12 protein-coding genes are annotated in these 13075 nt (G+C 61.0%); 1 reads left to right on the top strand and 11 read right to left on the bottom strand.

Features of this window, described 5'->3' with window-relative positions:
• Positions 1 to 27: 27 nt before the first annotated feature.
• From hutH to hutC, 8 genes are all read right to left on the bottom strand, one after another.
• Positions 28 to 1536 (bottom strand): histidine ammonia-lyase, encoded by a 1509-nt coding sequence (gene hutH, locus FIV39_RS05060; RefSeq protein WP_090401010.1) that lies wholly within the window; start codon positions 1534 to 1536, stop codon positions 28 to 30.
• A 117-nt stretch (positions 1537 to 1653) separates the two neighbouring features.
• A complete protein-coding gene (locus FIV39_RS05055) occupies positions 1654 to 2478 on the bottom strand; it encodes a quaternary amine ABC transporter ATP-binding protein (protein WP_090401011.1) in 825 nt (274 codons plus the stop codon).
• A complete protein-coding gene (locus FIV39_RS05050) occupies positions 2475 to 3326 on the bottom strand; it encodes an ABC transporter permease (RefSeq protein ID WP_090401012.1) in 852 nt (283 codons plus the stop codon). The genes FIV39_RS05055 and FIV39_RS05050 overlap by 4 nt, the downstream gene beginning before the upstream one ends.
• Before the next feature lie 71 nt (positions 3327 to 3397).
• On the bottom strand, positions 3398 to 4363 hold the full coding sequence (locus FIV39_RS05045) for an ABC transporter substrate-binding protein (protein WP_090401013.1): 966 nt from the start codon (positions 4361 to 4363) through the stop codon (positions 3398 to 3400).
• 69 nt (positions 4364 to 4432) lie between these two features.
• Positions 4433 to 5893, bottom strand: a complete 1461-nt coding sequence (locus FIV39_RS05040) for a purine-cytosine permease family protein (protein WP_090401014.1) — start codon at positions 5891 to 5893, stop codon at positions 4433 to 4435.
• Positions 5894 to 6036: 143 nt separating this feature from the next.
• Positions 6037 to 7707: a urocanate hydratase gene (gene hutU / locus FIV39_RS05035; RefSeq protein ID WP_053140434.1), complete on the bottom strand. Its 1671-nt coding sequence runs from the start codon at positions 7705 to 7707 to the stop codon at positions 6037 to 6039.
• Between the two features lie 405 nt (positions 7708 to 8112).
• The gene (locus FIV39_RS05030; protein ID WP_090401015.1) at positions 8113 to 8673 is read right to left on the bottom strand and encodes a HutD/Ves family protein; all 561 of its coding nucleotides are present in this window, start codon (positions 8671 to 8673) and stop codon (positions 8113 to 8115) included.
• Positions 8670 to 9380, bottom strand: coding sequence for a histidine utilization repressor (hutC, locus tag FIV39_RS05025; protein ID WP_244176459.1), 711 nt, complete (start codon positions 9378 to 9380; stop codon positions 8670 to 8672). The genes FIV39_RS05030 and hutC overlap by 4 nt, the downstream gene beginning before the upstream one ends.
• Positions 9381 to 9527: 147 nt before the next feature.
• On the opposite strand from hutC, the gene FIV39_RS05020 reads away from it, so the two are divergent.
• Positions 9528 to 10892: a formimidoylglutamate deiminase gene (locus FIV39_RS05020; RefSeq protein ID WP_090401017.1), complete on the top strand. Its 1365-nt coding sequence runs from the start codon at positions 9528 to 9530 to the stop codon at positions 10890 to 10892.
• A gap of 115 nt (positions 10893 to 11007) precedes the next feature.
• Here the strand turns inward: FIV39_RS05020 and FIV39_RS05015 are convergent, their stop codons facing one another.
• The 3 genes from FIV39_RS05015 to FIV39_RS05005 all read right to left on the bottom strand — a co-directional run bounded on the left by FIV39_RS05015 (position 11008) and on the right by FIV39_RS05005 (position 13049).
• Positions 11008 to 11577, bottom strand: a complete 570-nt coding sequence (locus tag FIV39_RS05015; RefSeq protein WP_027605060.1) for a lipocalin family protein — start codon at positions 11575 to 11577, stop codon at positions 11008 to 11010.
• Between the two features lie 30 nt (positions 11578 to 11607).
• Positions 11608 to 11862, bottom strand: a complete 255-nt coding sequence (locus FIV39_RS05010; protein ID WP_090401018.1) for a hypothetical protein — start codon at positions 11860 to 11862, stop codon at positions 11608 to 11610.
• A gap of 176 nt (positions 11863 to 12038) precedes the next feature.
• Positions 12039 to 13049 (bottom strand): class 1 fructose-bisphosphatase, encoded by a 1011-nt coding sequence (locus tag FIV39_RS05005; protein ID WP_027605062.1) that lies wholly within the window; start codon positions 13047 to 13049, stop codon positions 12039 to 12041.
• Positions 13050 to 13075 lie beyond the last annotated feature (26 nt).

Raw genomic sequence — 13075 nt, 5'->3', positions numbered from 1 at the left:
TGTGAATTATTCTTTTGAAATAAGTGTTCAGTGCAGATTCGGTAATGCGGTGTCTTTGAGCACCTTGGCGGCGCTCGCAATATCCGGCGCCAGCCAACGGTCCTGCTCATAGGCCGGCACCACTTCACGCAACAGGCGCCAGGCCCTGTCGGTGCCCGCGCCGAAGCGTTGGTCTTTCAAAAATTCGAAGGCCTGGGCCGCCAGCAGGTACTCGATGGCGAGGACCTGGGTGACATTGGCCAATACCTGATGCAGCTTGAGCGCGGCGTTGGTGCCCATGCTCAGGTGATCTTCCTGCAGCCCCGAGGTGACGAAGTTGTCGAGCACCGCCGGTTGCGCCAACTGGCGGTTCTGTCCGCACAGTGAGGCGGCGACATACTGCACGATCATCATCCCGGAGTTGACCCCGGGGTTGCTCACCAGGAACGCCGGCAGGCCGCTGACGTGCGGGTTGATCAGGCGGTCGAGGCGGCGTTCGGCGACCGAGCCGATTTCGGCCATGGCAATCGCCAGCATGTCGGCGGCCAGGGCGACGGACTGGCCGTGAGGGTTGGCCTGGGATACCACGCGGTAGTGGTCCGGCGTGCCGAGCACCAGCGGGTTGTCGGTGGCGCTGTTGAGTTCGGTCTCGATCTGGCGAGTGGCGTGTTCCACCTGGTCGCGCGCCGCGCCGTGGATCTGCGGGATCGAACGGATGCTGAGGGCGTCCTGGGTGCGGATGCCTTTGCTGCTGGCGATCACTTCACTGCCATCGAGCAACGCACGCAGGTTGCTGCCGACATGCTGCATGCCCGGGTGCGGCTTGAGGGCGATGATTTCTTCGTCGAAGGCGTCGATCTGGCCGCGCTGGGCCTCGAAGCTCATGGCGCCGATCACGTCGGCCCATTGCAGCAAATGATGGGCGTCGGCCAGGGCCAGGCAGCTCAGGCCGGTCATGCACGGCGTGCCGTTGACCAGGCACAGGCCATCCTTCGCGCCGAGCACCACCGGCTGCAAACCTTCTTCGTCCAGGGCCTGTTGCGCCGCGACGATCTGGCCGCGATAGCTCACATTACCAACACCCAGCAGCGCCACGCCGACATGGGCCATATGGGTCAGGTAACCCACCGAGCCCTGGGACGGTACTTGCGGCGTGATGCCGTGATTGAGCAGCGCCAGCAGCGAATGCACCACCTGCGGATGCAGACCGGATTTGCCGTGGCTGTAGTTGATGACCGCCGCGCAGATGATCGCGCGGGTCTGCTCGTCGCTGAGTACCGGGCCGACGCCACAGGCGTGGCTCAACAGGGTATTGCGCGACAGCTGGCTCAGTTGCTCGCCCTCAAGCGACACGTTGCACAACGCGCCCAGCCCGGTGTTCACGCCGTAGGCGCGTTCGCCGCTGGTAACGATGCGCTGCACGATGGCCTGGGCATTGTCGATACGCGCCCAGGCCTGGCCCGAGAGTTCAAGCACCGCGCCGTGACGGGCCACGGCGACCACGTCCTGCCAGCGCAAGGGAGTGTCGGCGATGATGATTTTTGCTGCCTGGGACATTGTTGACCTCTTCATATTCTCTACAGCTTTGCCGGCCTCATCGGGGGCAAGCCCCCTCCCACAGGGGAATGCATTCCAAATGTGGGAGGGAGCTTGAGCCTCACCACAGAACCTGGGTCAGACCACCGCCGCGCGCCGCTGAACAAACCGATCCACATACTCATCCGCTGGCGAGTGCAGGATCTCCCGCGGCGTGCCGACCTGGATCAGCCTGCCGTCCTTGAGGATCGCAATGCGGTTGCCGATACGCACGGCCTCGTCGAGGTCGTGGGTGATGAACACGATGGTCTTGTGCAGGGTCTTTTGCAGCTCGAGCAACTGGTCTTGCATCTCGGCACGGATCAGCGGGTCGAGGGCGCTGAAGGCTTCGTCCATCAGGATGATGTCGGTGTCAGCGGCCAGCGCGCGGGCCAGGCCGACACGCTGGCGCATGCCGCCGGAGAGCTGGTGCGGGTATTTGTTTTCGTAGCCCTTGAGGCCCACGGTTTCGATCCAGTGCAGCGCGCGCTCGGCACAGACCTGCTTGGTTTCGCCACGCACCTTGAGACCGTAGGCGACGTTGTCGAGCACGCTCTTGTGGGGCAACAGGCCGAAGCTCTGGAACACCATGCTGATCTTGTGGCGACGGAATTGACGCAGGCCGTCCATGTCCAGCTGCAGGATGTCTTCGCCGTCCACGAGGATCGCGCCGCTGGTGGGGTCGATCAGGCGGTTGAAGTGGCGCACCAGCGTGGATTTGCCCGAGCCTGACAGGCCCATGATCACGAAGATCTCACCGGTGCCGATGCTCAGGGACAAATCGTTCACGCCGACCACGCAGCCGGTCTCGGCCAGCACCTGGTCCTTGGTCTTGCCCTGGCCGACCATCGCCAGCGCCTCCTTGGAGCGGGCGCCGAAGATCTTGAAGACGTTTTTAACTTCGATTTTGCTGACAGTAGTCATTTGCTCGCCTCATGCCGTGGACGACCATAGGCCTGGGTAATGCGGTCGATGACCACTGCGAGAATCACGATCGCCAGCCCGGCTTCGAGGCCACGGCCGACGTTGAGGGTCTGGATGCCGACCAATACGTCCTCACCCAAGCCACGGGCGCCGATCATCGAGGCGATCACCACCATCGACAACGCCATCATGGTGGTCTGGTTGATACCGGCCATGATGCTCGGCAGCGCCAGCGGCAATTGCACGCCAAACAGCTGTTGCCAGCGGTTGGCGCCGAAGGCGTTGATGGCTTCCATGACTTCGCCGTCGACTTGGCGAATGCCCAGGTCGGTGAGGCGAATCAGCGGCGGCGCGGCGTAGATCACCGTGGCGAAAATCGCCGGCACCTTACCCAGGCCGAACAGCATCAGTACCGGGATCAGGTACACAAAGCTGGGCATGGTCTGCATGATGTCGAGCAACGGCATCAGCACCGAGCGCAGGCGATTGCTGCGCGCCGACAGGATGCCCAACGGGATGCCGATCAGCACCGAGATCACCGTGGCGACCATCATCAGCGCGAGGGTCTGCATCAGCTTGTCCCACAGGCCGACCGCGCCGACCAGGAACAGCAAACCGACGATCACCGCCGTAGTCAGCACCTTGCGGGTGGCATGCCAGGCAATTGCGCCGACGATGGCCAGCATCAGCCACCAAGGGGCGGCACGCAGCAACCCTTCCAGGTTGACGATGGCCCACAGCAGGGTGTCGGAGATTTGCCGGAACACATCGCCGTAGTTGGTGACCAGTGAATCCACCCAACCATTGACCCAGTCGGCGATGGAAAACGTAAAACTCTCAGGAAACATAGCGTGCTCTCGATCCAGTGGGTTGTGGCCAGGCGCCCGGCTACCCATGAGGGTAGCCGTGCACACTTGACCTACAAGGCCGCGTCGATTTTCTTGGCTGCCTCGTCGCTCACCCAGGCGTGCCAGACTTCAGGATGTTCCTTGAGGAAAATTTTCGCCAGTTTCGGCGACTCAATCCGCTCCTTGGCCATGCGACCCAGGTTCTGGTTCAGCAGGTCGATAGGCAGGTTGGCTTTTTCCAGCACGGCCACCAATTCCGGGGCTTGTTCGTGGAAGGTCTTGGACAGGCCGACCTTGATGCTCACGGTCTTATCCACACCAGGTTTTTCTTCCAGCTTGACCAGGTCGACCTGGCCCATCAGCGGGGTTGGCGACCAGTAGTAGAACAGGATCGGCTCGCCGCGCTTGTAGCTCGACAGCACTGCCGCATCCAGCGCCGGGCCGGTGCCTGGGCGGAAGTTGGTGTAGGTGCTTTCCAGGCCGTAGCTCTTGAGCATTTCGCTGTTGTCCAGCTCGCAGGTCCAGCCGGCCGGGCAGTTGTAGAAACGGCCCTTGGACGGTTCTTCCTGGTCCTTGAACACCGAGGCGTACTTGGACAGGTCGGCGATGTTTTTCAGGCCCGGCGCCTTGGGTTCAAGCTTGCGCTTGGCGTCGCCTTCGATCACGTAGCGCGGTACGTACCAGCCTTCGATAGCGCCCACTACAGGGGCACCGACACCGACGACTTTGCCGGCCTTCTCGGCCTTGTTCCAGACTTCGCTGCGGCCGACCCATTCTTCGGCAAACACTTGGATGTCGTTGCTGCTCAGGGCGTTTTCCATGGTGATGGAGTTGCCTGGCAGACTGTCGGTTTTGCAGTCGTAGCCTTTTTCCAGCACGGTTTGCAGGATGTCGGTGAGCAACATGCCGCTTTCCCAGTTCAGGCCGGCGAATTTCACCGGTTTGCCGGATTCACACCAACCGGCCGCCTGGGCACCGGCAGTGGCCAGCAAGCCCGCAGAGAATACGGTGGCCAACAGGGTCTTATGCATTTTCATTGTTGTGACGCTCCCAATCATGAAATGGATTACGGCAGTCAGTAGGCATCCAGCCCTGTCCACGTCCCCTCAGGCCTGTGTAACCAGCCCGTTTGTCGTCGTTGGTACAGCGCCCTGCTCTTTCGGCAGGATCAGGTGTTCAGGGTGTGCGGCGGGCCACTTTTTCGCAGCCCAGTAGTACAGCGCGGCGGGAAGCACCAGGCCGATGATCCAGGAAATATCCACATCGCCCAGGGCCGCCACCAGCGGGCCGGTGTAGAACTTGGTGGAGATGAACGGCAATTGCACCAGCACGCCAACGACATACACGCTGATACCGAGCAGGTTCCAACGGCCATAGCGCCCGTTCGGATCAGCCAGCGCAGGTACGTCGTAGCGATCGCGGGTGATGCAGTAGTAATCGACCAGGTTGATCGCGCTCCATGGCGTAAAAAACGCCAGCAGGAACAAGATGAAAGACTTGAACGCCCCCAGGAACGAGTGCTGCCCGAGCAAGGCGATCAGGGTCGCCGTACCGACGATGGCCAGCACGAACACCAGACGCTGCACGCGCGTGACCTCCAGGCGACCCCGAAAGCCGCTGATGATGGTGGCAATGCACATGAAGCTGCCGTAGGAGTTCAGCGTGGAGATGGTGACCTTGCCGAACGCGATGCTGAAATACAGCAGTGCGGCAGTCGCCCCAGTCCCGCCCAGGCCCACGATGTAGGCCACTTCGTGACCGGCAAATTGCCCGTTGGACATGGCCGCGGCAAACACGCCGAGGATCATCGCCACCTGTGCGCCAACCACCGAACCTGCGCCTGCGGCAAAAAAGGTTTTCAGCGAGGACGTCTGGCTCGGCAGGTAGCGTGAATAGTCCGCCACGTAAGGGCCGAAGGCGATTTGCCAGGAGGCCGCGAGCGACACCGCCAGCAGAAAGCTGCTCCAACTGAAGTGGCGGATTTGCAGGAGTGCGCCAACGTCGGCCTGGCTCATCAGACGGCTGAACAGGTAGACAAAGGCAATCACGCCAATGACGCTGGCAACCCGACCGATAAAGTGGATCACCCGGTAGCCAAGCACCGTGACCAGCACGATGACACTGGCGAAGATCAAGATCCCGACGCTGTCGCTGACGCCAAACAACTGGCCCAGCGCCTGGCCGGAAAGCACCGTGCCCGTTGCGGTGAAACCCAGGTACATCAAGCACACCAGCACAATCGGGATGGCCGCGCCATAAACCCCGAACTGCACCCGGCTGGAGATCATCTGCGGCAGGCCCAGCTTGGGTCCTTGCGCAGCATGCAACGCCATCACGCCGCCGCCCAGCAGTTGACCGATCAACAGACCGATCAACGACCAGAACACATCACCGCCCAGCACCACGGCCAAGGCCCCGGTGACGATCGCGGTGATCTGCAGGTTGGCACCCAGCCACAGGGTGAACTGGCTCAATAGACGACCGTGTCTTTCCGCTTCCGGGATGTAGTCGATCGAACGTTTCTCGATCAACGGGGTGGTGCTTGCACGCGCGTCATTTGCAGCCATCGGTGTTCAACCTCTGATGGATTGTGTTTGGGGGTCGCCGCCACTCAACTGTGGGAGGGGGCTTGCTCCCGATAGCAGTGGGTCAGTCACCAGACCTATTGGCTGATACACCGCCATCGGGAGCAAGCCCCCTCCCACATGGGTTACTTGATCATCGGAAGATTGAGACCCTGCTCCTTGGCACAATCGATCGCGATCTGGTAACCCGCGTCCGCATGGCGCATCACACCCGTGGCCGGGTCGTTGTGCAGCACGCGGGCAATGCGCTCGGCCGCTTCGTCGGTGCCATCACAGACGATCACCATGCCGGAGTGCTGGGAGAAGCCCATGCCGACGCCGCCGCCGTGGTGCAGCGAAACCCAGGTCGCGCCGCTGGCGGTGTTGAGCAAGGCGTTGAGCAGTGGCCAGTCGGACACGGCGTCGGAACCGTCCTGCATGGATTCGGTTTCGCGGTTGGGGCTGGCAACCGAGCCGGAGTCGAGGTGGTCACGGCCGATCACCACCGGTGCCGACAGCTCGCCGCTGCGCACCATCTCGTTGAACGCCAGGCCGAGCTTGGCGCGCTGGCCCAGGCCAACCCAGCAGATACGCGCCGGCAGGCCCTGGAAGCTGATGCGTTCGCGCGCCATGTCCAGCCAGTTGTGCAGGTGGGCGTCGTCGGGGATCAGCTCTTTGACTTTGGCGTCGGTCTTGTAGATGTCCTGCGGGTCGCCCGACAGCGCAGCCCAACGGAACGGGCCGATGCCACGGCAGAACAGCGGGCGGATGTACGCCGGTACAAAGCCTGGGAAGTCGAAGGCGTTTTCCACGCCTTCTTCCTGCGCCATCTGGCGGATGTTGTTGCCGTAGTCGAAGGTCGGAATACCTTGCTTCTGGAATTCCAGCATGGCTTTGACGTGCACGGCCATCGACTGCTTGGCGGCCTTGATCACGGCAGCCGGTTCGGTCTTGGCGCGGGCGCGGTATTCGTCCCAGGTCCAGCCGGCCGGCAGGTAACCGTTGAGCGGGTCGTGAGCGCTGGTCTGGTCGGTGACCATGTCCGGGCGCACGCCACGCTTGACCAGTTCCGGCAGGATTTCAGCGGCGTTACCCAGCAGCGCAATGGAGATGGCCTTGCCTTCCTTTGTGTACTTGGCGATGCGGGCCAGGGCGTCGTCGAGGTCGGTGGCTTGTTCGTCGACATAGCGGCTGTTGAGGCGGAAATCGATGCTGACCTGCTGGCATTCAATGTTCAGCGAGCATGCGCCGGCCAGTGTCGCGGCCAAAGGCTGGGCACCGCCCATGCCGCCGAGGCCGGCGGTGAGGACCCAACGGCCCTTCAAGTTGCTGTCGTAATGCTGGCGACCGGCTTCGACGAAGGTTTCGTAGGTGCCCTGGACGATGCCCTGGCTACCGATGTAGATCCAGCTGCCGGCGGTCATCTGGCCGTACATGGCCAGGCCCTTGGCATCCAGTTCGTTGAAGTGTTCCCAGCTGGCCCAGTGCGGCACCAGGTTGGAGTTGGCGATCAGCACGCGCGGGGCGTTGCTGTGGGTCTTGAACACGCCGACCGGCTTGCCGGATTGCACCAGCAGGGTTTCGTCGTCATTCAGGTTGGTGAGGCTCTCGACGATCTGGTCGTAGCACTCCCAGTTGCGCGCTGCACGGCCAATACCACCGTACACCACCAGTTCTTTGGGGTTCTCGGCCACTTGCGGGTCGAGGTTGTTCATCAGCATGCGCAGCGGCGCTTCAGTCAGCCAGCTTTTGGCGGTGAGCTTGTTACCGCGGGCGGCGCGGATTTCGACGTCACGGTATTTTGTAGGCTTGGTCACAACAAGAACTCCTCGGCGATCGATGCGCGAACATGGATGGTGCGAAGGAGAGTCTTACGCACACATCTTTACTTGTACATACAAGCATATGCAATCAAGCGGCCAACTTTCTCAGCGAGGTGTTGGGATTTTTTTGGAAAGCGCGTGCGAGCCTTGGAAATTAAGGCTTCGAGGGATGATGAAATTTCTTATGAAGGCGTTTTATAGCGAGGGAGGTTTGTCACGACAGCGCGGTTTTGCGCCACGCTGGGGCATTCGGTAACAAATTGGTGCGGGGGTTGGAAACAGATTCTATAAGCGACACAAAAACAAATGTGGGAGAGGGCTTGCTCCCGATTTCGGTGTGTCAGCCCAGGATATACCGACTGATCCACCGCTATCGGGGGCAAGCCCCCTCCCACATTTTTAACCCCGCGGGGTCAGTTCGATGATGCAGCAGCGCCCCGTGACGGAAATATCCAGCAGACCGTTGTTCCCGTCCACCTGCAGGCAATCATGCTGACCCAACACCTGCTCCAGCACCTTCACTTCATCCGCCACGCTGAACACCAGCACCGTCTGTGCCGTGCTGAAAAACCGCTGCACACCATCCACCCACTGCAACCGCGCGTGGTAACGCTGGGGCGAATAGATCAGGTTGAAGTCGCGGATCGGCCCGGTAATCAGGCGGCATGACACCTGGCTGTCACCCTTGAAGGCGAACGGTTGCAGCGGTAACAGGCCGCGCTGTTCCTCGCCATCCACGGTCAACACCATGCCGGCGCCTTTGATCACCGTGATCACACGCTGGTAGCCGGCGAAGGTGGAAAATCCGCCTGACTCGCCGATATCGGCAATCGACAGGCGCCAGCCGAAGCCTTCCAGGCCCTCGCCGGCATCACGGGTGATTTCTTCGGTACTGCCGCCGCCGTTTTTCCACGGCATGCGTACGTAATCGGCGGCGCGCCAGACTTTCACTGCACTCATTTACTGAACCGTCCTTCCAGGCTGTGGCGGGAACCGGGGTGGATCAACCGCGCGGCAGTCACCGGCTGACGGCCGGACCAGGTGCGTCGACGAATCAACAGGCACGGCTCGCTCGGCTCGATCTGCAGCAACTTGCACTCGGCGGCGTCGGCGAGAATCGCTTCGACCACGTGCTCGCCTTCGGTCAGCGGCGCCACTTGGTTGAGATAGGCATAGGGGGTTTGCAGGGTGAAGTCCTGTTGCAGGTATTCCGGCGCGACCAGGGCGTTGACGAAACGGTCCTCGATTTGCACGGCAATATCGTTTTCGTAATGCACGATCAACGAGTGGAACACCCGCCCGCCTTCACGCATTTCCAGGGCGACGGCGCGTTCGGAACCGGCGGCCTCTTCACCCAGGTGGATGACCTGGCAGGTATGCCGATGACCGCGGGAGGCGATCTCATCGGCAATGTTGTGCACTTCAAACAGCGCCGACTGGCTCTTGGGCTCGGCGACGAACGTGCCGACGCCTTGCATGCGCACCAGCAAACCTTCGGCGGTGAGCTCACGCAGGGCGCGGTTGATGGTCATGCGGCTGAAGCCCAACTGGCTGACCAGCTCGCTTTCCGACGGTACGCGGTAATGGGGCGGCCAGTTGCCGTTGAGGATCTGCTGGCTGATCATCTGTTTGACACGGGCATACAAGGGCGCCGGACTTTCGTCCATGTGGGCAGCCAGTGAAGACTTGGCGGGCGGAGTCGGCACAGGGAATCCTTGCAGGGGGAAAAGATGCATAGATTGCCGGAGTTTACCGAGCAGGCAAACGTCTGTATATGTATATACAAATAAACACACGACCGGAGTGCTCTAATCATGTCCGCTTTCTTTGCCGAACGCGCGCTGCTGCCTAATGGATGGGCCAACGATGTACGTCTTGAAGTCAGCGCCGATGGCCTGCTGACACAGGTTGAGGCCAACGCCAGCGCAGACGGTGCCGAACGGCTCAGGGGCCCGGTGTTGGCGGGCATGCCGAATCTGCACTCGCACGCCTTTCAGCGCGCCATGGCGGGGTTGGCCGAAGTGGCCGGCAATCCGAATGACAGTTTCTGGACCTGGCGCGAGCTGATGTACCGCATGGTCGGCAAGATCAGCCCGGAGCAACTGCAGGTGATCGCCCGCCAGTTGTATATCGAGATGCTCAAGGCCGGCTACACCTCAGTGGCTGAATTCCACTACGTGCATCACGACGTCAGCGGCCAGCCGTATGCCGACCGTACGGAACTGTCGCGGCAGATCAGCCAGGCCGCAGCGAGCAGCGGCATCGGCCTGACGTTGGTGCCGGTGCTCTATACCCACTCCGGGTTTGGCGGCCAGGCACCCAATGAGGGACAGCGACGGTTTATCAACAGCACCGAACATTACCTGGACCTGCAAGCGCGCCTCAAACCGATTCTGGCGGCGCAACCGGCGCAGCAACTGGGGCTGTGCTTCCACTCGCTGCGTGCGGTTACGCCGCAGCAGATCAATGAGGTATTGGCCGCCAGCGACAAGACGTGCCCGGTGCATATCCATATCGCTGAACAGCAAAAAGAAGTCGACGACTGCCTGGCCTGGAGCGGCAAACGCCCGCTGCAATGGCTGTACGACAACATTGAGGTTGATGAGCGCTGGTGCCTGGTACACGCGACCCACGCCAACCCGGAAGAAGTGACGCGCATGGCCAAGAGCCGGGCGATTGCCGGCTTGTGCCTGACCACCGAAGCCAACCTGGGCGACGGGATTTTCCCGGCCGTGGATTTCCTCGCCCAGGGCGGGCGCATGGGCATCGGTTCCGATAGCCATGTGTCACTGAGCGTGGTGGAAGAACTTCGCTGGCTGGAATACGGCCAACGCCTGCGCGATCAACGGCGCAACCGCTTGTATCGCGGCGACCAGCCGATGGTCGGCCGTACGTTGTTCGACGCGGCGCTGGACGGTGGTGCACAGGCGCTGGGGCAGCCGATAGGTCGGCTGGAAGTGGGCAAGCGTGCGGATTGGATCGTGCTGGACGGTAACGACCCGTACCTGGCGACAGCGACAGAAGACGGCATTCTCAATCGCTGGCTGTTTGCCGGCGGTGATCGCCAGGTGCGCGATGTGCTGGTCAACGGGAAATGGGCAGTGCGCGATGGGCGGCATGCCGGCGAGGAAGAGAGTCGCCGGGCGTTTACACACGTGTTGAGAGATTTACTCGGTTAAAAAATGTGGGAGGGGGCTTGCCCCCGATAGCGATGTATCAGTATCAGATGTGCTGACTGACACACTCTATCGGGAGCAAGCCCCCTCCCACATTTTGATCACGGGTGATCCTGGGTTACTGCGAAGTCTTCGCCATCTGCTTATCCGACGTACGCCAGATCAAACGCGTGGTGTCATACCCTTGCTGTCGTGCCCTGCTCAACAGGTCTTCGCGAGTATCCGCACTGACCGTCGGCGTGCGCGACAGGATCCACATATAGCGCCGACTCGGGCTGCCGACGATGGCGGTCTTGTAGTCATCGCTGACGTACAACACCCAGTAATCGCCCTTAGCCACGCCTGGCAGCAGTGACGTAAACCAGTTGTTGAATTCCACCCAGAGCTTGTCGGTCTTGCCGGGCACCTGCGGCGTGGCCGTGCCCTTGGCTTCTTCCCACTTCCACTCGGTGGTGAGGCAGCGGTTGAATACCGACATATCGCCATCCGGCAGCAGTGTGTAGCGGGCTTCGGACTGCGCGCAGTTGCGCTGGAAGTACATCGGCAATCGAGCCAACTCATACCAGGTGCCCTGGTAACGCTTGAGATTGACGTTGCTCGCTGTCTTGGGTTGCAGATCATCGCCAGAATGGCTGGCGCAGCCCGCCAAAAACAGGCTGGCACAAAGGAACAAAACAAAACGCATCATTCTTCTTCTCCCGCAGGCTCTCGCCCCGGTTTACTTCAGGCCTTGCCCGGAAAACATCAGAACTTTGTCACCGGCATATTGAACGCTGATAAAGCTGTCTTTATCGCCCCACGTGCAGCTGGACATGCCCAGTGCGCCGGAGCAGTCGGTCGGCTTACCCAGCAACGACTCCACTTCTGTCTTGGCCATGCCAGCCGACAATTTTTCGTAGTTTTCTTGGTTGACCTTGCTGCAAGCGGCCAACAGCACGCAAAAAGCCAGCAAAGCGAGACGGCGTAACGACATGGAATAACTCCTGGAGGGGCGAAGCAGCTTGGGTATCTGCCAGAAGCTTAGAAGGGAAAAGAGGTGTCTGGTTCCCGACGAACGAAAACAAAAAAGCCCCGAAAACGCTGAAACGTTTCGGGGCTTCTTTAAGGGTGAACCGGCTCACAACAACGCCGTTCACTTATCGCCGCAGCTTACTTCTTGTGGTAAGCGGTCACACGCTCAACTTCTTCCTTGGAACCCAGGAACACCGCCACACGCTGGTGCAGGCCGTCGGGCTGGATGTCGAGGATGCGCTGGTGGCCGTCGGTGGACGCACCGCCCGCCTGCTCGACCAGGAAGGACATCGGGTTGGCTTCGTACATCAGGCGCAGTTTGCCCGGCTTGGACGGCTCACGGCTGTCACGTGGGTACATGAACAGGCCACCACGCGTCAGGATACGGTGCACGTCGGCCACCATCGCGGCGACCCAGCGCATGTTGAAGTTCTTCTTCAACGGGCCTTCTTCGCCTTCCATCAACTCGTTCACATAGCGCTTGACCGGTTCTTCCCAGTGGCGCTGGTTGGACATGTTGATTGCGAATTCCTGGGTGGAAGCCGGAATGGTGATGTCTTCGTGGGTGAGGACGAAGCTGCCCATTTCACGGTCCAGGGTGAAGCCTTTGACGCCATCGCCCAAGGTCAGCACCAGCATGGTCTGTGGGCCGTAGATCGCGTAGCCGGCAGCGACCTGCTCGGTGCCTGGCTGCAGGAAGGCCTTTTCGTTCAGGGCTTCGTTTTGGCTCAGGTATTCGTTCGGGCAACGCAGTACCGAGAAGATGGTGCCAACCGGGGCGTTGATGTCGATGTTGGACGAACCGTCCAGTGGGTCGAATACCAGCAGGTAGGCGCCTTTCGGGTATTTGCCCGGGATCTGGTAGGCATTGTCCATTTCTTCGGACGCCATGCCGGCCAGGTGACCGCCCCATTCGTTGGCTTCGAGCAGGATTTCGTTGGAGATCACGTCGAGCTTCTTCTGCACTTCGCCCTGCACGTTTTCAGTGCCCATGCTGCCCAGGACACCACCCAGTGCGCCTTTGGACACGGCGTGGCTGATTTCCTTGCAAGCACGCGCCACCACTTCGATAAGGAAGCGCAGATCGGCAGGCGTGTTGTTGCTGCGGGTCTGCTCAATCAAATAGCGACTCAAGGTAACGCGGGACATGGAAGGCTCCGATGAATGGGGGGGCT

It is taken from the genome of Pseudomonas grimontii (genome assembly GCF_007858185.1).
GTDB lineage: Bacteria > Pseudomonadota > Gammaproteobacteria > Pseudomonadales > Pseudomonadaceae > Aquipseudomonas > Aquipseudomonas grimontii.
Note: the sequence above shows the minus strand (reverse complement) of the source record. Positions and strands in the feature narration are given on the sequence as shown.

Bases quoted from the DNA above. Each gene is read 5' to 3' on its own strand.
- FIV39_RS05055 (WP_090401011.1), bottom strand. From the start codon at position 2,478: ATGACTACTGTCAGCAAAATCGAAGTTAAAAACGTCTTCAAGATCTTC.
- hutH (WP_090401010.1), bottom strand. From the start codon at position 1,536: ATGTCCCAGGCAGCAAAAATCATCATCGCCGACACTCCCTTGCGCTGG.
- FIV39_RS05010 (WP_090401018.1), bottom strand. From the start codon at position 11,862: ATGTCGTTACGCCGTCTCGCTTTGCTGGCTTTTTGCGTGCTGTTGGCC.
- FIV39_RS05030 (WP_090401015.1), bottom strand. From the start codon at position 8,673: ATGAGTGCAGTGAAAGTCTGGCGCGCCGCCGATTACGTACGCATGCCG.
- FIV39_RS05040 (WP_090401014.1), bottom strand. From the start codon at position 5,893: ATGGCTGCAAATGACGCGCGTGCAAGCACCACCCCGTTGATCGAGAAA.
- FIV39_RS05005 (WP_027605062.1), bottom strand. From the start codon at position 13,049: ATGTCCCGCGTTACCTTGAGTCGCTATTTGATTGAGCAGACCCGCAGC.
- FIV39_RS05050 (WP_090401012.1), bottom strand. From the start codon at position 3,326: ATGTTTCCTGAGAGTTTTACGTTTTCCATCGCCGACTGGGTCAATGGT.
- FIV39_RS05045 (WP_090401013.1), bottom strand. From the start codon at position 4,363: ATGAAAATGCATAAGACCCTGTTGGCCACCGTATTCTCTGCGGGCTTG.
- FIV39_RS05015 (WP_027605060.1), bottom strand. From the start codon at position 11,577: ATGATGCGTTTTGTTTTGTTCCTTTGTGCCAGCCTGTTTTTGGCGGGC.
- hutC (WP_244176459.1), bottom strand. From the start codon at position 9,380: ATGGACGAAAGTCCGGCGCCCTTGTATGCCCGTGTCAAACAGATGATC.
- FIV39_RS05020 (WP_090401017.1), top strand. From the start codon at position 9,528: ATGTCCGCTTTCTTTGCCGAACGCGCGCTGCTGCCTAATGGATGGGCC.